The following is a 21,865-nucleotide window of genomic DNA, read 5'->3' as shown; positions in this document are numbered from 1 at the left end:
CATCGATAGACGGCCCATCAGATTTCCGAATCCCAGATCACGGTGACACTGCCGGTGTACGGGCTCGCCACGTTGGGTTGCCGAAGCATCCACTCCACTTCCTCCTTGGATACCTCGAAGTGCAGGACACCTGGCGTCCTGTCCACGTAAAAACCCGGTTGGAAAATTTGCGCACCTTCAGGCCCGCTCTTCAGGCGCCGATGCCTGACCGGCTGGCCGGACGGGTCGGTCAAGCCATTGGGCAGGCTGACGAAAACCTGCAACTCCACCTGTCGCCTGCCGAGCGCGTCCTTGATCGTGCAATCGAAAGTGGACCAGGCCTGACATTCGTAATACATCTTGAAACGCGAGGAGGCCGAGATATTGAAGGTCTGGTCACGGAACAACCGCGCCGGTTTGCGCCCCGCCTGCAACCAGCTCTGCCAGCCACCCGCCGGGACCAACGGGACCTTTTCACCACCCGGCGGGATATCGACCTTGAGGGTGTGCTGCACATCGAGCACGAAATTCAGGGTCAGGTCAGGGTCGTTCGGGACCATGATGTCGCCGAAGTCGAAATCACCACCAGGGCCGAGACGATAGTTCAGACTCCCCGTGTAGAGCCCTGAGGACATTTTCAGCGGGTCAGGCGTACGCAGCTCGTAGGCGAAGTCCAGATAGCCATACGACATGGCCGGAATCTGAAAGTTGGCTACTTTGACGCAGGCGCTTTCACCTCGGGCCATCCAGAAAAAAGCGTACGTGTTGTCCCCATAAAACCCCATGCCGGTGGTGACACAGGGATGGGGGGCATTCACCCAGCTCGAGCCTTTCCATAAGGCTCGGTGCCCATCTCCCGCGTTCGTGAGCCCTGTCAGCTTAGCGGCCGAATCACTCAACACATAATTGGAACCCACACCGGAAATACGTACTTCAACTGTTTGGACATCCCCCGTATCTTCATTCGTGATCGTCAATGGGCGCCACTGCGCCGGCACCTTGAACATCGCACTGTTGCGCGGGCTACCATCGGCTGGGATGGCCTTGTTCGAATCAAGACGCGTCAGCAACCGGATACTGAAGGTATTGCTGTTGCGACAGATATCGGGGTAGTACTCACAGTAGCCACTGGAGGGCGTCTTATTGAGAAACTCGTTACGTTGCGGATTGGCCGAGTCGGGGGTGAACAACGCCCTGATCTCTTGGGTCACCGCGCCTGCCGCGGGAGCCGCGAACATCGTCAGTAACCCAAGCCATTGACCACATTGCTGCCATTGCGGCACATAATTCTTGAGAAACATCAGAACTCTCCTTAAAAGGTACGTAGCCGCGCCATTCAACCGGCCTCTTGCCGAATGATTGAGACGTCCGCCAACGTGTCCGGCGAGCAACGCAAATCACCGATCATCAGCACATTGTTTTCACGGCGGTGTTTGTCGACATCGAGACGGAACTGACAGAGCAACTGGTCGGCATAACGCACCTCCAGGGTCGGTGAGCCGGCATTCATTTCCATCGAGAAAAAGCCATCGACTTCGCTGACGCCACGGCTGGCGTGGTTGATCACGTGGTGGCCCTTGAGCGGCCGCCCCATGGGGTCGAGCAAGCGCCCGAGTACGGTGAGGGTTTTCATCACCCGCAGCTTGCGGTACTCCACGCCGCCCTTGTTCAGGTGATAGCGGGTGCGCGCCGGTTCGATGCTGGCCGCGGGCACGTGATTGCCTTCGAAGTCGAAGCTCACCGAGCTGTTCCGATAAGCCGTCAGCGGTATGAAGTTGCGACCCGGTCGCAAGGCCGCGCTGCCACCGCTCAGGTCGTCGGCACGCAGGGCGATCCCGTCGATATCGGACTCGACGTCGACAATCATCCCGGCGCCCCGCCCTTGATTCTGGCTGGTCAGGGCCATGCGTTGCGCCCCCACCACCAGGGTGCTGTCGAGGTTCACGCCACCGGTGATTTTTTCGCTGAACGATGAGCGTTGGATAAACCCGTCGCCGTTGACGGCGTCGGAGCTGAAGCTCGCCAGGCTCGACAAGCCGACGCCATAGGTATCGGTGAGCGCAGTCACCGAGACGCTCTGCAAGACGTGGTCCTGCAGGTCTTTGCGGTAGCCGAACGAGGCATTGTTGTCGCGGCTGCCATCACGGGCCGTGCGGCTGCCGATGCTGCCGGAAATCTGCTGCCCCGGCCCACCGAGCGCCACGTTGACGCTCAGGTCGACCCCGCGATTACGTGCGTCGCCGCTGCTGTAGCTGCCGGGGCGATCGAACAGCGACAGCCGCCAGTTCGCATCGCTGCCAAACAATTCGGTGCGTTGCGTCCAGCCCAGGTCGACCCCCACGCCTTCAACGTTCCCCTCGCTGTGGGAGACCCGCGCATTGAGCGAGTTTTTGCGACTGATCCGATGATTGAGCGCCAGCGATGAGTTGCTGGCCTCGCCGGTAAACACGTTGCGTTGGCGCACGCGAGTGCCGTCGGGCAGGGTTTCGTAAGTGTTGGTGGTGTCGAGCCAACTGCGGTTGTGGCTGATCACCAGGCTGCCAGAGCCGTAGTTGTACAGCCCTTGCAGGTCAGCACCGGTGCCGTGATCTTCGGTCTGGTAGAGGTTGGCGTAGAGACTGGTGCTATCGCCCAGGCTCCAATCGATGGAGCTGCCGTACTGCAGCTTTTCCTGCACCTGGCGGGCCGAAAGCCCGAGAATCACCCGTGGGTGCAGCAGGTAGTTGATTGATGCGCCCGCGGTGAGATCGCCGCTGCCCTGCTCATCCCAGTTGCTCAGCAGTTTGCTTTCCTGCCCGGCAAACACGTTGTAACGCCAGCGGTCCTCGTGGTTGCGCCAGTTGTTGGGCTTGTAGATCAGCTCCTGGGTGGTCGAGGTGATTTGCCCGTCTTCGATCAAGCGCACCTCCACCTCGTAGATGCCACCTGGCAGCGGACGCGTGTCGAGGGTCTGCAAACCGGCCGGCACCGACTGTGTGTTGATCAGCAGGCCCTCGCGATAGATCTCCACGGATGCCTGGCGGTTGGCCGTGACATACACCGGGTACACGCTGGGCTTGGGGCTGTCGATCGCCAGGCTGTCGGAGCTGCCATACATCACGCCCACTGCGGTGTCGGGGCTGGTACCGAAGGAGCGCGGTTCCCGTGTCAGGCCTTCGGAGCTGGGGGTGAAATAGCCCAGGCGCACAAAACTGCCCTGCAGTTCGCGCTGGGTGTAGAGCTCATGCACGGAGTGGTAGGTCTTGTCGTCCGGACCGCCCAGACGCGCCAATTGCATGTTGAAGGCCTGGCTCCAGTTGCCCAGGCTGGCGCTGGCCTCCAGGCCAAAACGTCCGCCCAGGTCTTGATCCTGGCCGCCGTTGAGATTGATTTGGTTACGTACCATCAACCCGCTGCTGCCGCCTTCGGGCTGATCGTAGAAATGTTTGGCTTGGCTATCGCGCTCGGCATTTTCGGTGACGATCGACAGCAAAGAATTTTCCAGGTTGTAGTGCACCGCCAGCATCTGTTCCGGGCATTGGCCCGTGCAGGCGCCCAGCGCCACACCGGACTTCAGGATATCGGCCCAGGTGTCACGCTCACCGGCGCCGAAGCGGCTTTCGCTGGTGTCGGTGAAATCGAGCAAGGTCACTCGGTCATCGCGGGACAACACAATCATCGCCTCGCCCAGCGGTTGTTGATCAAGCTCGACCCGAACCGCCAGCGGCACATCGAAAAAATGTTCTTCGAACTCGGCCGGCAGGCCCTTGGCCTGTGCCAGCAAACTTCGCGGCGTATTATCAACGGAAGCGGGCGCCGCAAATGCACTGCTACATAACAGCAGCGCGAGCGCAGCCGCGATGGGCGTCATCGGGAACATGAACGAGCTCTCTAATTACAAAGAAGTTCAGCACGGCCGACAAACCGCAAAAGTTTGCCGACCGAGGACGTTACCTAAAGAAAGTCAGTAAGCGTTTACCGCCACGACTCACTTAGCTAACGGAAGGCTCAAAAATCACCACCGCGACGCCAGTGTAATCGCCTGCTGTATAGGTACCATCCAAAGCGCTAATCTCTATCGGTGCGCGGTAAGTAACATTGGACTCAGCAACACCGACGACTTCCTGTGACACGGTGTTGAGCTTTCTACCATTGACGGTGACATCGATATCAATACTCTTGCTCCCAGCGGTCTGCACAAGCTTGGGCATATACTCCAGTCTGGCGTGTACCGATCCAGCAGTATGGAGAACATCGAAGGCCCCCACGATAGTTGCCAACTTACCGTTGGTAGTTGAGTTAGGGCTCATATTCTGATCTTTGTTGACCAGATCCGGATCAACTACTTCTGCCTTGAACTCCGGGGACGAAATCGTAGCAACAAGGCTGATGGTGTGGCGTGCCTCAGTGGCAGCAAACGCCATCGAAGAACTCAGAGCCAGAACAGCCAGGGGAGCAGTGAACGCGATTTTCTTGAACATCTTCAGTACCTGTCTTTTAAAAGGGTCGATGCAGTAAAAGCGACAACTGGCTAGTGACCAGCCAAACGCCGAGATGGCGTTTTGTCTCAACTTTCAAAGCCAGCAAATCATCGAACATTTATTTTTAAAAGTAAGCAGGCAAGTTCCGTCTTTGGCGTAGCTGGAGTGCTACCCAAGCGGAAAGAAAAAACAATAAAAATCAAACACTCAGCTCAACAGCCGTCAGACATTAACCACATACAGATTCTCTGGAAATCCCATACAGAGAGAACCAGCAGTGCAACTTCTGTAAGACTAATAGCACTGCCTTAATAAATAAAGGGGCAAACAAGTTAATTAGAGAGTTAGCACTAAAAATACCCGCTAGTGCAATAAGGAAATTGCCGCCTGCGCAGGATCGAGTCGTCACCAGGCGAGCACACGGCGAGCCCGGCAGATTCGCAGGGGGGGGTCGATCAGGGGGGTTGCATACAACCGGCACCGCTGGTCCGGGGTGCTTGCTTTTTCTAAAAGATATATCTTAAGTTATGTCTAAACACGACGAGAGAAAGAAAAATGAGAGACCATCATTCCCACCGCGAACACGCAGACGGTCGCGACGGCTTCGAAAAACGCCCTGGCCCGGGCCGCGAACGCGGTGGCCGTGGGCCCCGGGTATTCGCCCCTGGCGACCTGAAACTGCTGTTGCTGGCGCTGATCGCCGAACAGCCCTGCCACGGCTATGACCTGATCCGCCAGATCGAAAGCATGTTCGATGGCGCCTATAGCCCCAGCCCCGGGGTGATCTACCCGACCCTGACCTTCCTGGAAGAAAGCGAACTGATCCTGGGCGACGCCGACGGCGGAAAAAAACGCTACGCCATCACCGACGCCGGGCGCCAGTCGCTGGGCGAACAGGCGATTGCCCTGGACGGCGTGCGCATGCGCATTGAAGTCAGCAAGCGCTCGCTGCGCGGCCACGACCGCCCGGCCGAGATCCACGAGGCGGTGCATAACCTGCGCCATGCCCTGCAGATGCACCATGGCCGCTGGAGCCCGGAAGAAATCCTGCGGGTCCGCGACCTGCTCAACAACACCGCCAAAGCCATAGTCGATGGCCCGCTGACACCAGCGGCTCAGGAGAACGCGCAATGACTGAAGTGATCACCCAGACCATCCACCGCGTCATGCACGAAATCAAACGCCGCCGCCTGCAGGTACTGCGGGTCGTCGACCTGACGCCGCGCATGCGCCGGATCACCGTCGGCGGGCCAGAGCTGGCCGGGTTCATCAGCCTGGGCACGGATGACCACGTCAAACTGCTGTTCCCACAAAATGCCGAGGAACAGGCGGCCCTGGAAACGCTCGAACTGGGGGCCAATAGCGAACAGGGGCCAAAGCCGGCGATGCGCGACTACACCCCGCGCCGCTATGACCTGGACACCCTGGAGCTGGACATTGATTTCGTCCTGCACGGCGACGGCCCTGCATCGACCTGGGCGGCACAGGCCCAACCCGGCCAATTCCTGCACATTGCCGGGCCGCGCGGCTCGATGGTGGTGCCGGACATTTTCGACAGTTACCTGCTGATCGGCGACGAAACCGCCCTGCCCGCCATTGCTCGTCGCCTGGAAGGGTTGGCGGCCAATCGCCGGGCACTGGTGGTGGTGGAGATCGAGAATGGCGCCGAGCAGCAAGTGCTCGACAGCCCGGCCGAGGTCGAGGTGATCTGGGTCCTGCGTGAAGGTGGCAAGGATCACCTGCTGACCACCGTGCAGCAACTGGTCCTGCCCGAGGGCCAGCTCTACGCCTGGATCGCCACCGAAGCCAAGGCCTCACGGCAGATCCGCCGGGTGCTGCTGGACGACAAGGGTCTGGATCAGCAGTTCGTCAAAGCCGTGGGCTACTGGCAGCTCGATCCCCGCTGAGCCGTTCGCAGCTGTCGAGCCTGCGAGGCTAGGGGCGTGATCCGCGCCAGCGATCCAACCCCAGCACCACCAGCGCCACCACCACAAACCCCAGCAGGATCCCCGAGGCGTTGAGAAACACCTGGGGATAACCAAGCTTTTCCACATCCACAAAGGGATAAGGGTAAATCCCCAGCGAGCGCCCCCGCAGCAGGACATAGGCAAAGTACAGCAGCGGGTAGATTGCCCACAGGCCGATATGCCCCAGGCGCAAGTGGCCCTTGGGCACGCAACGCCACCAATAGAGCACAAACAGCAGCGGCATCACGTCGTGCAGCAACTCATCGGCGATCAACTGCCAACCCTGCGGGTGCCACAGGTGGCGCAGCAACAGACTGTAGGCCAGGCCGACCACGCTTATGCTGACCGCAATGCCGCTGCTGACCCACGGTTGCAACAGAAACGTCCGGCCGCGGGACTCTCGGGTCGTGGCCGCACTGGTCAGCACGGCGGCCACCAGGGTATTGGTCAGTACCGTGAAGTAACTGAAGTAGCTCACCAGGCCGCCCAGCAGACTGGCCTCGACACTCCAGCGTCCATAAAACACCAGGTACAGCTGGATGCTCAGGCCCAGCCAACCGAGTACGGCCGCCAGACGAATGCATTGGCGTTCGACGGGCGAACCTCGCGTCAGCTCGACAGCCATGGACATTCCTTAGAGCGGGCGTTTGGTGCGCATCAACTTCACGTACAGCTTTTCGACCTTCTCGCGGGCCCAGGGGGTCTTGCGCAGGAAAGTCAGGCTCGACTTGATGCTCGGGTCGCTCTTGAAGCAGCGAATATCGATACGCTCGGCCAACCCCGACCATTCGTAGTGTTGAACCAGCGCGTTGAGGATCTGTTCAAGCGTCACGCCATGCAGCGGGTCGGTGGTGTGTTCGGTCATGCCGGGCCTTTGAACCTAATCAGGATGGGAAGGCGCGCACCTTAGCCGAGGGGGACAGCGGGTGGAAGGATTCTGTGCGCTCAGGGGTAAATGTAGGTCACCTGAGCGGCCACGGACGACTGTTACCGAATCCGAAAGGAAGCATGTCGAGAAAAGCACTTTCTCTATTTGTAACAGATCATTATCCTTACGCCCTTAAGCTGAAACGCTTCCGCTGCCGGCCTTTGCTCCTGCCCTGCAGCTCACTCCCTTAGAAAAAGACCCAGAATTTCTTCTTTATGCCTTACTTGCAGATCTTCCGAGACAGCGCTGTCTCAACACCGGCTGCGCGCCGTAAAACCCTGAACCTGATCGGTGGCTTCACCGCCCTGGGTCTTGCCAACTGCGTTCAGGCCGCTGCGGCGTTCGATAGCCAATCGCCGTGGATGCTCGGCGACTGGAACGGCACGCGCACCGAGCTTGCGCAAAAAGGCTACGACTTCAAGCTCGACTACACCGGCGAAATGGGCAGCAACCTGCACGGTGGCTACGACGACGATCGCACTGCGCGCTACAGCGACCAGTTTGGCCTGGGCACTCACCTGGACCTGCAAAAGATCCTCGGCTGGGACGACGCCGAGTTTCAACTGACCATCACCAAGCGCAGCGGCAACAACATCAGCAACGACCGGATCAACGATCCACGGGTCGGCGGCTTCACGTCGGCCCAGGAAGTTTGGGGCCGGGGCCAGACCACACGCCTGACGCAGATGTGGTACCAGCAGAAATTCCTCGACCAGAAACTCGATATCAAGGCCGGTCGGTTCGGCGAAGGCGAAGATTTCAACAGCTTCCCCTGCGACTTCCAGAACCTGGCGTTCTGCGGTTCCCAGGTCGGCAACTGGGCTGGCGGCATCTGGTACAACTGGCCGGTCAGCCAGTGGGCACTGCGGGTCAAGTACCACCTGAGCCCGGAGGTCTACGCCCAGATCGGCGCCTACGAGCAGAACCCGTCCAACCTGGACAAGGACAACGGCTTCAAGCTCAGCGGCAGTGGTACCCAGGGCACCGTGGTCCCGGTGGAGCTGGTGTGGACGCCGAAATCCAACGGCCTGCCGGGTGAATACCGCGCCGGTTACTACTACAGCAGCGCCAAGGCCAGCGACGTCTACAAGGACAGCAATGGCCAGAGCGCCGCCCTCAGCGGCGAGGCTTATCGCAGCTCGTCGAGCAAACATGGGGTGTGGCTGGGCATCCAGCAGCAAGTGAGCAGCGTGGCCAGCGACAACTCGCGCGGCCTGAGCCTGTTCGCCAACGGCACGATGCACGACAAGAAGACCAACGCGATCGACAACTATGTGCAGGCAGGCCTGGTCTACAAAGGCCTGTTCGATGCCCGCGCCAAGGATGACATCGGCTTTGCCATGGCCCGCGTCCACGTCAACCCGGCCTATCGCAAGAATGCCGAGGCCAGCAACCAGGCCCGCGCGGTGTTCGATTACGACAACCCGGCCTACCTGCCACCGCAAGACACCGAATACAGCGCCGAACTCTATTACGGCGTGCACCTGACCAACTGGCTGACCGTGCGCCCGAACCTGCAGTACATCCGCCATCCCGGTGGCGTGAACGAGGTGGATGACGCGCTGATCGGCGGTATCAAGGTGCAGTCGTCGTTCTGACCCGCGCTACAAACCCTGTAGGAGCGAGCCCGCTCGCGATGAACCCGAAAGCTACGCGGGGTGTCAGGCACCCAACGTCATCGTTTACGTCCATCGCGAGCAGGCTCGCTCCTACAGGGATCACCGTTTTTATCTGAACCACGCCCGCGCACGATCCTCATCTACAGTGAACTTGCGCAAGGCTACTTAAAACGTCACGGAGAATCGCACTATGAGCACTGAAGGTGCTTCAAGTCCAAGCCGCCTGATGCCGAGCCTGCTCGGCATCCTGCTGCTGCTAATGGGCCTGGCCTTGCTGGCCGGGGGGATCAAGCTGAGCATGCTTGGCGGCTCGTTGTACTACCTGCTGGCCGGTATCGGCCTGGCGCTGACCGGCATTCTGCTGCTGGCCGGCCGTCGTGCAGCCTTGGGCCTGTATGCACTGGTGCTGTTGGCCAGTACCGCCTGGTCGTTGTGGGAAGTGGGCCTGGACTGGTGGCAACTGGTGCCGCGGCTGTCGCTGTGGTTCGCCCTCGGCATCGTCCTGCTGCTGCCGTGGTTCCGCCGTCCGTTGCTGCGCCAGGGCCCTGCCCCGCTGGGCACCGCAGCCTTGAGCGTGGCCGTGGTCCTGGCCGGCGCCGCGGCCCTGGGCAGCCAATTCACCCACCCGGGCGAAGTGTTCGGCGAACTGGGGCGCGACAGTGCCGACATGACCAGTACAGCACCGACCATGCCTGACGGTGACTGGCAGGCCTATGGCCGCACCGAGTTCGGTGACCGCTACTCGCCGCTCAAGCAGATCACCCCGGACAACGTCGGCACGCTGCAGGAAGCCTGGCGCATCCGCACCGGCGACCTGCCAACCGCTGGCGACCCGGTCGAGCTGACCAACGAAAACACCCCGCTCAAGGTCAACGGCATGCTCTATGCCTGCACCGCCCACAGCAAGGTGTTGGCGCTGGACCCGGACACCGGCAAGGAAATCTGGCGCTTCGACCCGCAGATCAAGAGCCCGGTCGGCTTCAAGGGTTTCGCCCACATGACCTGCCGTGGCGTTTCCTACTATGACGAAAACGCCTACGCAGCCGCTGGCGCGTCTTCGGCCGTGATCTCCGACGCCGGCAAGGCCGTGGCCCAGGCGTGCCCTCGCCGCCTGTACCTGCCGACCGCCGACGCGCGCCTGATTGCCCTGAACGCCGACACCGGCAAGGTCTGCGAAGGCTTCGGCAACCAGGGCGTGGTCGACCTGACCACCGGTATCGGCCCGTTCACCCCGGGCGGCTACTACGCCACCTCGCCAGCCGCCATCACCCGTGACCTGGTGATCATGGGCGGCCACGTTACCGACAACGAGTCGACCAACGAGCCGTCCGGCGTGATCCGCGCCTTCGACGTCCGCGACGGTCACCTGGTGTGGAACTGGGACAGCAACAACCCGGACGCCACCGAGCCATTGCCAGCGGGCGAACACTACAGCCGCAACTCGGCGAACATGTGGTCGCTGGCCAGCGTCGATGAAAAACTCGGCATGGTCTACCTGCCACTGGGCAACCAGACCCCAGACCAATGGGGCGCCGACCGCACCCCGGGCGCCGAGAAATACAGCGCCGGCCTGGTGGCCCTGGACCTGGCCACCGGCAAGGTGCGCTGGAACTACCAGTTCACCCACCACGACCTGTGGGACATGGACGTTGGCAGCCAGCCAACCCTGCTGGACATGAAAACCGCCGACGGCATCAAGCCGGCGCTGATCGCACCGACCAAACAGGGCAGCCTGTACGTGCTGGACCGTCGCGACGGTACGCCGATCGTGCCGATTCGTGAGATCCCGGTTCCGCAAGGCGCGGTACCGGGCGATCGCACCGCACCGACCCAGGCCCGTTCGGACCTCAACCTGCTGGCTCCGGAACTGACCGAAAAAGCCATGTGGGGCGCCAGCCCGTTCGACCAGATGCTGTGCCGCATCCAGTTCAAGGAACTGCGCTACGAAGGCCAATACACCCCACCGTCGGAACAGGGCAGCCTGATCTACCCGGGTAACGTCGGTGTGTTCAACTGGGGCGGCGTGTCGGTCGACCCAGTGCGCCAGATGCTGTTCACCAGCCCGAACTACATGGCCTTCGTCTCGAAAATGGTGCCGCGCGCCCAAGTGGCGGCCGACAGCAAGCGCGAGAGCGAAACCGCGGGTGTGCAACCGAACACCGGCGCGCCGTACGCGGTGATCATGCACCCGTTCATGTCGCCGTTCGGCGTACCCTGCCAGGCGCCGGCCTGGGGCTACGTGGCCGGCATCGACCTGACCACCAGCAAAGTGGTGTGGAAGCGCAAGAACGGCACCAGCCGCGACAGCTCGCCACTGCCCATCGGCCTGCCGATCGGCGTACCAAGCATGGGCGGCTCGATCGTCACTGCCGGCGGCGTCGGCTTCCTCAGCGGCACCCTGGACCAGTACCTGCGCGCCTATGACGTCAACACCGGCAAGGAACTGTGGAAATCCCGCCTGCCAGCCGGCGGCCAGGCCACACCAATGACCTACACCGGCAAGGACGGCCAGCAATACGTCCTGCTCGTCGTAGGCGGCCATGGCTCCCTGGGCACCAAAATGGGCGACTACGTCATCGCCTACAAACTGCCGAAATAAGCTGCATCGGCCGTGAACAAAAGGCGACTACCGCAGGGTAGTCGCCTTTTTTGTGCCTACCCACATCACAAACCGTGTAGCAGCTGCCAAGCCCGCAAGCGGGCGCCCGCTCCTACAAGGGAAATTCGTACACCAGGAAAAGCCAGGCCGGCCGGTAAGCCGCCATCACCCCAACAACGGATCTGCACACAGCCCCCGCAAGTAACAACCCGCTTACCAAACAAACTCCCCCCACCATTGAAACCACCCGCCACCTGCCCCATCTAACTCCCATACTCCATTGCGCAGGTGCCCCATGAGCGACCAGCAAGCATTCCCCGAAGACCCCAGCGAATACGCCGACCCGGAAAACGCCGAACACCCCGAACACCACGCCGCCGGCACAGGCCTGGCCCTGCCCGGGCAGAACCTGCCGGACAAGGTCTACATCATCCCGATCCACAACCGGCCATTCTTCCCCGCGCAAGTCCTGCCGGTGATCGTCAACGAAGAACCCTGGGCCGAGACCCTGGACCTGGTCGCCAAGTCCGAGCACCACTCCCTGGCGCTGTTCTACATGGACACCCCCCAGGAAGACCCACGGCATTTCGACACCAGCGCCCTGCCGCTGTACGGCACCCTGGTCAAGGTCCACCACGCCAGCCGCGAAAACGGCAAGCTGCAGTTCGTCGCCCAGGGCCTGACCCGCGTGCGCATCCGCACCTGGCTCAAGCACCATCGCCCACCGTACCTGGTGGAAGTCGAATACCCGCACCAGCCAAGCGAGCCGACCGACGAGGTCAAGGCCTACGGCATGGCGCTGATCAACGCGATCAAGGAACTGCTGCCGCTCAACCCGCTGTACAGCGAAGAGCTGAAGAACTACCTCAACCGCTTCAGCCCCAACGACCCCTCGCCACTGACCGACTTCGCCGCCGCCCTGACCTCGGCCACCGGTAACGAGTTGCAGGAAGTGCTCGACTGCGTGCCCATGCTCAAGCGCATGGAAAAAGTCCTGCCGATGCTGCGCAAGGAAGTCGAAGTCGCGCGCCTGCAGAAAGAAATTTCCGCGGAAGTGAACCGCAAGATCGGCGAGCACCAGCGCGAGTTTTTCCTCAAGGAACAACTCAAGGTGATCCAGCAGGAGCTGGGGCTGACCAAGGACGATCGCAGCGCCGACGTCGAACAGTTCGAGCAACGCCTGACGGGCAAGGTCCTGCCGCCCCAGGCGCAAAAACGCATCGAAGAGGAAATGAACAAGCTGTCGATCCTGGAGACCGGCTCCCCCGAATACGCCGTGACCCGCAACTACCTGGAGTGGGCGACGGCCGTGCCGTGGGGCGTGTACGGGGAAGACAAGCTCGACCTCAAGCACGCCCGCAAGGTGCTCGACAAACACCACGCCGGCCTCGATGACATCAAGGACCGGATCCTCGAATTCCTCGCGGTCGGCGCCTACAAGGGCGAGATCGCCGGCTCCATCGTGTTGCTGGTGGGCCCGCCGGGCGTGGGCAAGACCAGCGTCGGCAAGTCCATTGCCGAATCCCTGGGGCGGCCGTTCTATCGTTTCAGTGTCGGCGGCATGCGTGACGAAGCCGAGATCAAGGGCCACCGCCGCACCTACATCGGCGCCCTGCCGGGCAAGCTGGTGCAGGCGTTGAAAGACGTCGAAGTGATGAACCCGGTGATCATGCTCGACGAGATCGACAAGATGGGCCAGAGCTACCAGGGCGACCCGGCCTCGGCGTTGCTGGAAACCCTCGATCCGGAACAGAACGTGGAATTCCTCGACCACTACCTGGACCTGCGCCTGGACCTGTCCAAAGTGCTGTTCGTGTGCACCGCCAACACCCTGGATTCAATCCCCGGACCGTTGCTCGACCGCATGGAAGTGATTCGCCTGTCCGGCTATATCACTGAAGAAAAAGTCGCCATCGCCAAGCGCCACCTGTGGCCCAAGCAACTGGACAAGGCCGGCGTGGCGAAAACCAGCCTGTCCATCAGCGACAGCGCGCTCAAGGCCCTGATCGATGGGTATGCCCGCGAAGCCGGGGTGCGCCAGCTGGAGAAACAGCTGGGCAAGCTGGTGCGCAAGGCGGTGGTCAAGCTGATGGACGATCCGCAGCAGGTGATCAAGATCGGCCCCAAGGATCTCGAGGCCTCCCTGGGCATGCCGGTGTTCCGCAATGAGCAGGTGCTGTCGGGCATCGGGGTGATCACCGGTCTTGCCTGGACCAGCATGGGCGGCGCCACCCTGCCGATCGAAGCCACCCGCATCCACACGCTCAACCGGGGCTTCAAGCTCACCGGGCAACTGGGTGACGTGATGAAGGAATCGGCCGAGATCGCCTACAGCTACATCAGCTCGCACCTCAAGCAGTTCGGTGGCGACGCCAAGTTCTTCGACGAAGCGTTCATCCACCTGCACGTACCGGAAGGTGCCACCCCGAAAGACGGTCCGAGTGCCGGTGTGACCATGGCCAGCGCCCTGCTCTCCCTGGCACGCAACCAGGCGCCGAAAAAAGGCGTGGCCATGACCGGTGAACTGACGCTGACCGGGCACGTGCTGCCCATTGGCGGGGTGCGCGAAAAGGTGATTGCCGCACGCCGGCAGAAGATCCACGAACTGATCCTGCCGGAACCCAACCGTGGCAGCTTCGAAGAATTGCCGGACTACCTGAAGGAAGGCATTACCGTGCACTTTGCCAAGCGGTTTGCCGACGTGGCCAAGGTGTTGTTCTGAGGTCTGTGTAGCGCCTGGACGGGCAAGCCCGCTCCCACATCCCTGTGGGAGAGCGGGCTCGCCCGCGATGGCGGCGGCACCGACATCCCTATCCAGGTCTGACGGTCACAATTTGTCTCATCTTCGGTTATGCTCGCCGTTCGTCGCGAATTCCGGAGTGCCTGACTTGATGTCCCCCGCCCGCCTGCTATTGCCCTTGAGCCTTGCCCTGCTGACGGCCTGCGCCTCGCAGCCGAAACAGAACCTGACGGTGGAGCAGCAGAGCCAATGCCCGGTGCAACTGCACACGGGGCAAAACCTGATCCTGACCCTGCCGAGCAACCCGACCACCGGGTATCGCTGGGCGATCCAGGATTCAGCCGGCGGTGTGTTGCGGGCCATCAGCCCCGAGGTCTACACCAACCCGGAAAACAGCGGCCTGGTGGGCAGCGCGGGGCTATCGACCTGGCGCTTCCAGGCGTTCACCAGCGGTAACGGGCGCCTGCGCCTGACCTCACAGCAGCCGTGGGCCCCGGAAGTCGATCCGGTAGACATTTTCGACTGCGCAATCGTGGTGAACTGAACATGGGCTGGCTGATTCTGGCGTTGATGGGAGCTGTCACGTTCCTCTACGGAGTGAGTGTGCATGCCGAGCTGTTGTGCCTGCTGGTCAAGCCGCTGCCGGTACTGGCGCTGTTGGGCTGGCTGCATGATGCACCGCCCAGCGACTATCGGCGCTGGGTCAGCCTGGGCCTGATCTTTTCCCTGCTGGGTGACGTGCTGCTGGCCTGGCCCGGCGACTTGTTCGTGTTCGGCCTCGGCGCGTTCCTGGTGGCCCACCTGGCCTACCTCAAGGCGTACCTGAGCGATTGCCGGCGCCTGGCCCCCGGGCCGTTGCTGCTGGCGCTGCTGGTCGGCGCCCTGCTGCTGGGAATCCTGATTGCCCATGGCCTGGGGCCGTTGCTGATTCCGGTGATCGTCTATGGCACGGCCATCAGCGCCATGCTCTGGCGCGCCCTGGCCCGCCTGGGCACCGACGTGCCGAAACGCTCGGCACTGCTGGCCGCCGGCGGCGCCCTGGCCTTCGTGTTCTCCGACAGCGTGATCGGCATCGACCGTTTTGCCCTGCCCTTCGCGGCCGCGCCCTATGTGATCATCCTCAGTTACTGGCTGGGACAATGGGGCATCGCCGCGTCGGCGTTTCACCAAAGCCACCGCCCGGAACGCGACCTGTAGCAGCTCTCGAGCCCGCGAGGCTGCGTCGACGGCCGCAGGACGTTCGTTCAGGCTGACAATGCCGGGGCTGCTGCGCAACCCAACGCAGCCTGCGGCAGTGGCTACAAGGACGCTGTTTCTTCTGCCAGGGCGCTTTATCAGACAAGGCGCGCATCTGCGCGCCAACTTGGCTAAAATGCCGGCCCTTTCCAATACCGCCGCTGGAACCGCCGTGAGCAAAGAACCCGACCGCCTTTTCGCCCAGCCTTTGGCCCAGGTACCCGACTTCGCCTTTAACGAGGATGTGGTGCGGGTGTTCCCGGACATGATCAAGCGCTCGGTGCCGGGTTACCCGACCATTGTCGAAAACCTCGGCGTGCTCGCGGCGCAGTTTGCCCAGCCGGACAGCGTGCTGTACGACCTGGGGTCATCCCTCGGCGCGGTCACCCAGGCCCTGCGCCGGCATGTGCGCACCGAGGGCTGCCGGGTGATCGCGGTGGACAACTCCGCCGCCATGGTCGAGCGCTGCCGCGAATACCTCAACGGCCAGGACTCGATGTTCCAGGAGCTGCTGCCGGTGGAGGTGATCGAAGGTGACATCCTCGCCCTCGAATTCAAACCGGCCTCGGTGGTGGCGCTGAACTTCACCCTGCAGTTCATCGCCCCCGAACAACGCCTGGCTTTGCTCGGCCGTATCCGTCAGTCGCTGTTGCCCGGCGGGGCGCTGATCCTCTCGGAAAAACTGCGCTTTGCCGATGCCCAGGAGCACCAGTTGCTCGGCGACCTGCACATCGCCTTCAAGCGCGCCAACGGCTACAGCGAACTGGAAATTGCCCAGAAGCGCAGCGCCATCGAAAACGTCATGAAGCCCGACAGCCTCGAAGAACACACCGAACGCCTGCTGGCCGCCGGGTTCTCGAAAGTCGTGCCGTGGTTCCAGTGTCTTAACTTTGCCTCGTTGATTGCCTTGCCATGATTGATCTGTCTCCCCTCGCCCGCCGCCTGGCCGGCACACCGCTGGCCGACTGGGCCAACACCCTGCAAGCGCAACTCGATGTGAAAATGGACAAAGGCCACGGTGACCTGGAGCGCTGGCAAAGCGCGCTGGATGCCTTGCCGAAGATCCAGCCCAGCACGGTCGACCTGCTCAATGGCCTTGCCCTGGACACCGAGTGCGACGACGCCACCCGGGCGCAGATGCGCAGCGCGTTGATGGGCCTGTCGCCGTGGCGCAAGGGCCCGTTCGACCTGTTTGGCGTGCACGTGGACACCGAATGGCGCTCGGACTGGAAATGGTCGCGGGTCGCCCCGCACCTGGACCTTGCGGGCAAACGCATCCTCGATGTCGGCTGCGGCAACGGCTATTACATGTGGCGCATGCTCGGCGCCGGGGCCGACAGCGTGATCGGCGTCGACCCCAACTGGCTGTTCTTCTGCCAGTTCCAGGCGGTGCAGCGCTACCTGTCCGAACCCAATGCCTGGCACCTGCCGTTCCCCTTTGAAGACCTGCCAGCGAACCTGGAAGGCTTCGACACGGTGTTCTCCATGGGCGTGTTCTACCATCGCCGCTCGCCGATCGAGCATTTGCTGGCGCTCAAGGATTGCCTGGTCAAGGGCGGAGAACTGGTGCTCGAAACCCTGGTGATCGAAGGCAACGAGCAGCAGGTGCTGGTGCCGGAAGACCGCTACGCGCAGATGCGCAACGTCTGGTTCCTGCCCTCGGTACCGGCGCTGATGCTGTGGCTGCGCCGCGCCGGGTTCAGCGACGTGCGCTGCGTCGATGTCAGCGTGACCACGATCGAGGAACAACGCGCCACCGAGTGGATGAAGTATCAGTCGCTGAGCGACTTCCTCGACCCGGATGACCACAGCAAGACCATCGAAGGGCTGCCAGCGCCAATGCGCGCGGTGATTGTCGCGAAGAAGTAAGCCAATCCCACACAGTTCGTTGTTTTTTAGCTTGTTGGCTTGGCGCGCCGGGCCTTGAAGAACTCACTCAACACCGTCCCGCACTCCTCGGCCAGGACACCACCTTCATACAACACCCGGTGGTTGAGAAAGCCCTGGGTAAAAAACTGCCCCTGGCTCTGCACGATCCCGGCCTTGGGCTCCAGCGCGCCATACACCACCCGCGCAATGCGCGAATGGACGATCAGCCCGGCGCACATGCTGCACGGCTCCAGCGTCACGTAGAGGGTGCTGCCGGGCAGGCGATAGTTGTTCACGGCCTGGGCGGCAGCGCGGATCGCGACCATCTCGGCGTGGGCGCTGGGGTCGCTGCCACTGATCGGGCAGTTGAAGCCGCGCCCGATGATCTCCCCCTCCTGCACCAGCACCGCCCCCACCGGCACCTCGCCGAGGGCGGCACCCTGGGCCGCCAGCAGCAGGGCTTCGCGCATGAAGTGCTGGTCACGGCTGCGGTCGATAATGGCGGTCGGACGAATCTGGCGCATCACTTCACCTCGATCGCGGCCATCAGGCCGGTTTCCATGTGGTCGATCACATGGCAATGGAACATCCACACTCCCGGGTTATCCGCCACCAACGCCACTTGCGCGCGCTCGTTCTTGCCCAGCAGGTAGGTGTCGGTGAAGTACGGGATGACCTTGTGCCGGTTCGAGGCAATGACCTTGAAGCTCATGCCGTGCAGGTGGATCGGGTGCTGGTACTGGGTCATGTTCTTCAATTCGAAAAGGTAGCTTTGGCCTAGCTTGAGCGTAGCAATCGGTCGGTCGGCGCAGGTCTTGTCGGTGATGTCCCAGGCCTGGCCGTTGATCTGCCACAGGCTGGGGGGCTTGCCGTTTTCGACATTGACCGAGACCGAACCGACCCACTCGAAATTGAAGTTGAGCTTCTGCGCAGTGGCCATGTCCGGCTCGGCAACCGGGTTGGCGGGCAGCGCAGGCGGCCACTCACCCGGCGCGTCCGTGTTGGCCACCGACCGCAGGGTGCCCAGGCGCACCGGGCCGTTGCGCAGGGACAACTCGGTGCCTGCCGGCGGGGCCTTGATCGCCAGGCAGATGCGCATGCCCGGGCCCAGCCAGTATTCCTTGCCCAGGGGGCGCGGCTGCACCGGGTTGCCGTCCAGCGCGTAGATCTGCGCTTCGACGCCGGGAATATTGATGCGATAGGTCAGGGTGTTATCGAGGTTGAGCAGGCGTACGCGGGTGATCTGCCCGGCGGGCAAGTCGATGACGGGCAACGGCACACCGTTGATGGTCGACAGGCGCCCCGCCGTACCGCCACGGGCGGCTTCCCGGGGGATGCTGAACTCGACAAAGTTGCCTTGTTCATCGATGTGCCAGTTTTTCAGGCTCAGGGTTTGTTCGTACTTGAACCCGGTGGGCTCGCGCTCCTCGACAATCAACGGTCCCACCAGCCCACGGCCCAGCTCTTCGCTGCTGCTGACATGGGGGTGGTACCAGTAGCTGCCGGCATCCGGCACGCGGAACTTGTAGTCGAAATACTCGCCCGGCAGCACCGGCAGTTGCGAGACGTAGGGCACGCCATCCATCTCCAGCGGCAGGCGGATGCCGTGCCAGTGAATGGTGGTCGCCACCGGCAGGTGGTTGATGAAACGCACCCGCAGCCACTCACCCTGGCGCACCCGCAGTTCGGTCCCTGGCGCCGAAGGGCCAAAGGCCCAGGCCTGGGTCTTGTGCCCGGGCACCAGCTCCACGTCCAGCGGCGCGGCAATCAGTTCGTAATCATGACCCGCGTTGGCGTCCGCCACTTTCCCCAGCCAGTAACGCGATGCACCACCGGCCCCGACGCCAACCACTGCCAGACCGGCCAGACCACCGAGTATTTGTCGACGGGTAAAGGACATGGACTCAACTACCTCACGTATCTGCCGCAGGCCAAGGGCCCGCAAAAGGCGAATACGATACACCCGCAATTGTGAAAGAAACAGCAAAGCGCACGTGACTACGGGACGCAGGGTGGCCAGGTTGGCGGCTACCCATGAGCTCCCTGCGCGGTCAGTTTGCGGCGCTATCGACTTTTCGAACGCCAATGGTTTTGCGCTCACCGGTTGCGCTGACTTCGTACACGCTCATGACCCACGTGTCGGCGATCACGGTTTCAACCAGGTAATTCTTCTTGGCGTGCGGCGTGAATTGCTGCGCAGCAGGCTGCTCCTTGTCGAACGGCGTAGGCATGGGAATACCGTTCAAGGTAAACGATTTGGCCTTGACCTCCCCTTCCACGTAAACGGTTTTGTCAGCCTCGACCAGCTGACTGATGCTGTCGGTACCACCGGCGATTTTCTTCAGATAAGCCGGTATGCGCTTGAAGTAAGCGGAGTCATAAACCCGATCACCCGCGCTCTGAAATCCAGCATTGGCATAGCCGTACGTGTAACTGACAGGATGATCACCCTCGCCGCCTATGGTTCGGAAAGTCATGCTGGCTTGATGGTCATTCATGACCAGTGGAACTACCGGCTCTGAAGTCAAATCACCCGCCTGACGGCTACTGCAGCCGGTCATGACAAGCGCGAAAGTGATTGCTAACGGAAAAGCCAAAGAGGTTTTCATTCGATCCCTGAACAAGCTAGAAGTAGGCCTGAGTAGAGCCACTTGCAGAGCTAAAGTTCCTGGAAGTGCCCCTTCTGCCGATGCGCATAGCTGCCTGGTTCTGCCCCCCCCAGAAAGCCAAAAGCCCGCAATTAAGCGGGCTTCAGGGTGTTTCTTGCTAGAGGGTGCCGGTCAGTGCCGGACGCCCAATCATTCCCACTCAATAGTCGCCGGCGGCTTGCTCGACACGTCGTAGGTGACGCGGGAGATGCCTTCGATTTCATTGATGATGCGGCCGCTGACGGTTTCCAGCAGTTCGTAAGGCAGGTGCGCCCAACGCGCGGTCATGAAGTCGATGGTTTCCACGGCACGCAGGGCCACGACCCAGGCGTAACGACGGCCATCACCGACCACACCGACCGATTTCACCGGCTGGAACACCACGAATGCCTGGCTGACCTTGTGGTACCAGTCGGCTTTGCGCAGTTCTTCGATGAAGATGTGGTCCGCGCGACGCAGCAGGTCGGCGTATTCCTTCTTCACTTCACCCAGGATCCGCACGCCCAGGCCCGGGCCTGGGAATGGGTGACGGTAGACCATGTCGTACGGCAGGCCCAGTTCCAGGCCCAGACGACGGACTTCGTCCTTGAACAGCTCGCGCAGGGGTTCGACCAGCTTGAGGTTCATTTCTTCCGGCAGGCCGCCCACGTTGTGGTGCGACTTGATCACGTGGGCCTTGCCGCTCTTGGCGCCAGCCGACTCGATCACGTCCGGGTAGATGGTGCCCTGGGCCAGGTACTTGATGTTGTCCAGTTTGTTGGACTGGGCATCAAACACGTCGATGAAGGTACGGCCGATGATTTTGCGTTTCTTCTCTGGGTCGCTTTCGCCAGCCAGGTTGTTGAGGAACTGCTCTTCGGCGTTGGCACGGATCACCTTGACGCCCATGTTCTCGGCGAACATGGCCATCACTTGCTCACCTTCGTGCAGACGCAGCAGGCCGTTGTCGACGAAGACGCAGGTCAGTTGGTCGCCGATGGCCTTGTGCAGCAGCGCGGCAACGACGGAAGAGTCGACACCGCCGGACAGGCCCAGCAGCACGTTGTCGGTACCGACCTGGGCACGGATGTTGGCGATGGCGTCTTCGGCGATCTTCGACGGCGTCCACAGGGCTTCGCAACCGCAGATGTCGAGGATGAAGCGCGACAGGATGCGCCCGCCCTGCTTGGTGTGGGTCACTTCCGGGTGGAACTGCACGCCGTAGTAGCCGCGCTCGTCGTTGAACATGCCGGCGATCGGGCAGCTCGGGGTGCTGGCCAGGATGTGGAAGTCTTCCGGCATCTTGGTGACTTTGTCACCGTGGCTCATCCACACGTCGAGGCCGAACAGGCCGTCGGCGTCGATGTGGTCTTCGATGCCGTCGAGCAGGCGGCTCTTGCCGACTACGTCAACGCGGGCATAACCGAACTCACGCAGTTCGGAACCTTCGACCTTGCCACCCAGCTGTTCAGCCATGGTCTGCATGCCGTAGCAGATACCGAAGACCGGCACGCCCAGGTCAAACACCGCTTGCGGGCAGCGCGGGCTGTCGGCGACGTGCACGGACTCGGGGCCGCCGGCGAGGATGACGCCTTTGGGAGCGAACTCGCGAATCGCTTCATCGTCCATGTCGAACGGGTGCAGTTCGCAGTACACGCCGATCTCACGCACGCGGCGGGCGATCAGTTGGGTGTATTGGGAACCGAAGTCGAGGATCAGGATGCGGTGAGCGTGAATGTCGAGGGCCATGATTCAGTCTCGTCTTAGTAATTCAGAAACAGTCTTGATTCAGAAACAACTCGGGGCTGAATAAAACAGCCCCGGTTGCTTGATGATTTGCC

Annotated in this window: 18 protein-coding genes; 9 read left to right on the top strand and 9 right to left on the bottom strand. The window is 61.9% G+C overall.

Features of this window, described 5'->3' with window-relative positions:
* Nucleotides 1-17 precede the first annotated feature (17 nt).
* From Q1W70_RS15755 to Q1W70_RS15745, 3 genes are all read right to left on the bottom strand, one after another.
* Nucleotides 18-1,283, bottom strand: coding sequence for a hypothetical protein (locus Q1W70_RS15755; RefSeq protein ID WP_409258935.1), 1,266 nt, complete (start codon nucleotides 1,281-1,283; stop codon nucleotides 18-20).
* A gap of 32 nt (nucleotides 1,284-1,315) precedes the next feature.
* Nucleotides 1,316-3,838 (bottom strand): TcfC E-set like domain-containing protein, encoded by a 2,523-nt coding sequence (locus Q1W70_RS15750; RefSeq protein WP_185818399.1) that lies wholly within the window; start codon nucleotides 3,836-3,838, stop codon nucleotides 1,316-1,318.
* A gap of 112 nt (nucleotides 3,839-3,950) precedes the next feature.
* Nucleotides 3,951-4,439, bottom strand: coding sequence for a CS1 type fimbrial major subunit (locus Q1W70_RS15745; RefSeq protein WP_182342147.1), 489 nt, complete (start codon nucleotides 4,437-4,439; stop codon nucleotides 3,951-3,953).
* A 555-nt stretch (nucleotides 4,440-4,994) separates the two neighbouring features.
* On the opposite strand from Q1W70_RS15745, the gene Q1W70_RS15740 reads away from it, so the two are divergent.
* Nucleotides 4,995-5,573: a PadR family transcriptional regulator gene (locus Q1W70_RS15740; RefSeq protein WP_166592568.1), complete on the top strand. Its 579-nt coding sequence runs from the start codon at nucleotides 4,995-4,997 to the stop codon at nucleotides 5,571-5,573.
* Entirely contained in the window at nucleotides 5,570-6,346 is a 777-nt protein-coding gene (locus tag Q1W70_RS15735; RefSeq protein ID WP_302097553.1) for a siderophore-interacting protein, read from the top strand. The genes Q1W70_RS15740 and Q1W70_RS15735 overlap by 4 nt, the downstream gene beginning before the upstream one ends.
* Nucleotides 6,347-6,374: 28 nt before the next feature.
* On the opposite strand, the gene Q1W70_RS15730 is transcribed toward Q1W70_RS15735, so the two are convergent.
* Both Q1W70_RS15730 and Q1W70_RS15725 read right to left on the bottom strand, forming a co-directional pair.
* On the bottom strand, nucleotides 6,375-7,031 hold the full coding sequence (locus Q1W70_RS15730; protein WP_166592566.1) for a Pr6Pr family membrane protein: 657 nt from the start codon (nucleotides 7,029-7,031) through the stop codon (nucleotides 6,375-6,377).
* A gap of 9 nt (nucleotides 7,032-7,040) precedes the next feature.
* A complete protein-coding gene (locus Q1W70_RS15725) occupies nucleotides 7,041-7,271 on the bottom strand; it encodes a VF530 family protein (protein WP_095166001.1) in 231 nt (76 codons plus the stop codon).
* Nucleotides 7,272-7,549: 278 nt separating this feature from the next.
* Here Q1W70_RS15725 and Q1W70_RS15720 point away from each other — a divergent pair, with 278 nt between their 5' ends.
* From Q1W70_RS15720 to cmoB, 7 genes are all read left to right on the top strand, one after another.
* The gene (locus tag Q1W70_RS15720) at nucleotides 7,550-8,932 is read left to right on the top strand and encodes a carbohydrate porin (protein ID WP_302097551.1); all 1,383 of its coding nucleotides are present in this window, start codon (nucleotides 7,550-7,552) and stop codon (nucleotides 8,930-8,932) included.
* Between the two features lie 211 nt (nucleotides 8,933-9,143).
* Nucleotides 9,144-11,552 (top strand): glucose/quinate/shikimate family membrane-bound PQQ-dependent dehydrogenase, encoded by a 2,409-nt coding sequence (locus Q1W70_RS15715; protein ID WP_182342156.1) that lies wholly within the window; start codon nucleotides 9,144-9,146, stop codon nucleotides 11,550-11,552.
* Between the two features lie 295 nt (nucleotides 11,553-11,847).
* Nucleotides 11,848-14,274, top strand: a complete 2,427-nt coding sequence (gene lon / locus Q1W70_RS15710) for an endopeptidase La (protein WP_166592563.1) — start codon at nucleotides 11,848-11,850, stop codon at nucleotides 14,272-14,274.
* Between the two features lie 169 nt (nucleotides 14,275-14,443).
* A complete protein-coding gene (locus Q1W70_RS15705; RefSeq protein WP_166592562.1) occupies nucleotides 14,444-14,836 on the top strand; it encodes a protease inhibitor I42 family protein in 393 nt (130 codons plus the stop codon).
* Between the two features lie 2 nt (nucleotides 14,837-14,838).
* The gene (locus Q1W70_RS15700; protein ID WP_166592561.1) at nucleotides 14,839-15,489 is read left to right on the top strand and encodes a lysoplasmalogenase; all 651 of its coding nucleotides are present in this window, start codon (nucleotides 14,839-14,841) and stop codon (nucleotides 15,487-15,489) included.
* Between the two features lie 211 nt (nucleotides 15,490-15,700).
* Complete coding sequence (gene cmoA, locus Q1W70_RS15695; protein ID WP_166592560.1) at nucleotides 15,701-16,444, top strand: carboxy-S-adenosyl-L-methionine synthase CmoA; 744 nt, start codon at nucleotides 15,701-15,703, stop codon at nucleotides 16,442-16,444.
* The gene (cmoB, locus tag Q1W70_RS15690) at nucleotides 16,441-17,397 is read left to right on the top strand and encodes a tRNA 5-methoxyuridine(34)/uridine 5-oxyacetic acid(34) synthase CmoB (protein WP_166592559.1); all 957 of its coding nucleotides are present in this window, start codon (nucleotides 16,441-16,443) and stop codon (nucleotides 17,395-17,397) included. The genes cmoA and cmoB overlap by 4 nt, the downstream gene beginning before the upstream one ends.
* A 26-nt stretch (nucleotides 17,398-17,423) precedes the next feature.
* Here cmoB and tadA read toward each other — a convergent pair whose 3' ends face one another.
* The 4 genes from tadA to guaA form a co-directional block, all read right to left on the bottom strand.
* The gene (gene tadA / locus Q1W70_RS15685; protein WP_166592558.1) at nucleotides 17,424-17,921 is read right to left on the bottom strand and encodes a tRNA adenosine(34) deaminase TadA; all 498 of its coding nucleotides are present in this window, start codon (nucleotides 17,919-17,921) and stop codon (nucleotides 17,424-17,426) included.
* A complete protein-coding gene (locus Q1W70_RS15680; protein WP_302097548.1) occupies nucleotides 17,921-19,297 on the bottom strand; it encodes a multicopper oxidase family protein in 1,377 nt (458 codons plus the stop codon). The genes tadA and Q1W70_RS15680 overlap by 1 nt, the downstream gene beginning before the upstream one ends.
* A 151-nt stretch (nucleotides 19,298-19,448) precedes the next feature.
* On the bottom strand, nucleotides 19,449-20,006 hold the full coding sequence (locus tag Q1W70_RS15675) for a hypothetical protein (RefSeq protein ID WP_185818396.1): 558 nt from the start codon (nucleotides 20,004-20,006) through the stop codon (nucleotides 19,449-19,451).
* 189 nt (nucleotides 20,007-20,195) lie between these two features.
* Nucleotides 20,196-21,773: a glutamine-hydrolyzing GMP synthase gene (gene guaA, locus Q1W70_RS15670; RefSeq protein WP_166592556.1), complete on the bottom strand. Its 1,578-nt coding sequence runs from the start codon at nucleotides 21,771-21,773 to the stop codon at nucleotides 20,196-20,198.
* Between the last annotated feature and the right edge of the window lie 92 nt (nucleotides 21,774-21,865).

Origin of the sequence: Pseudomonas kielensis, assembly GCF_030505375.1 — a bacterium.
Taxonomy (GTDB): Bacteria; Pseudomonadota; Gammaproteobacteria; order Pseudomonadales; family Pseudomonadaceae; genus Aquipseudomonas; species Aquipseudomonas kielensis.
Note: the sequence above shows the minus strand (reverse complement) of the source record. Positions and strands in the feature narration are given on the sequence as shown.